Raw genomic sequence first — 360 nt, forward strand, 5'->3', positions numbered from 1 at the left:
CCGCTGCGCCGCTGCCGGGCCACCCGGTTGCTGGTGACACGGCGCCGGCCATCATCACCGATCATCGCGCCGCCGCGCTGGCAGGCTGAGGGCGCCGGGGGACCTGCGCCTCCCGAGCCCCCCTACTCCTCGCCCGTGGCCCAGCGCATGAGGTCTGCCACGCGCGTATAAAGCGCGCGATCGATCGGGYGGTCCAGTGGCACGCTCATGTAGAGCCTTTGCGCGAGGTCGGAATCGAACGCCGAGGGAATCAGGTAATCGGCCGCCGCCTGCCGGATGCGCGCGGCCACGTGGCCACCGCCCTTGGCCAGCACGCGCGGCAGCGTGCCCGGGCCGTCGTAGCGCAGCGCCACCGCGTAT

At 73.0% G+C, this 360-nt stretch carries 1 protein-coding gene; it reads right to left on the reverse strand.

Annotation, left to right across the window (positions count from 1 at the left end; translation table 11 throughout):
• Positions 1-122: 122 nt before the first annotated feature.
• A partial coding sequence (locus AC1DCP_RS26710) for an EscU/YscU/HrcU family type III secretion system export apparatus switch protein (RefSeq protein ID WP_476774918.1) occupies positions 123-360 on the reverse strand: 238 nt, incomplete at its 5' end.

The sequence above is a fragment of the Agrobacterium sp. 10T429 genome (assembly GCF_056393925.1).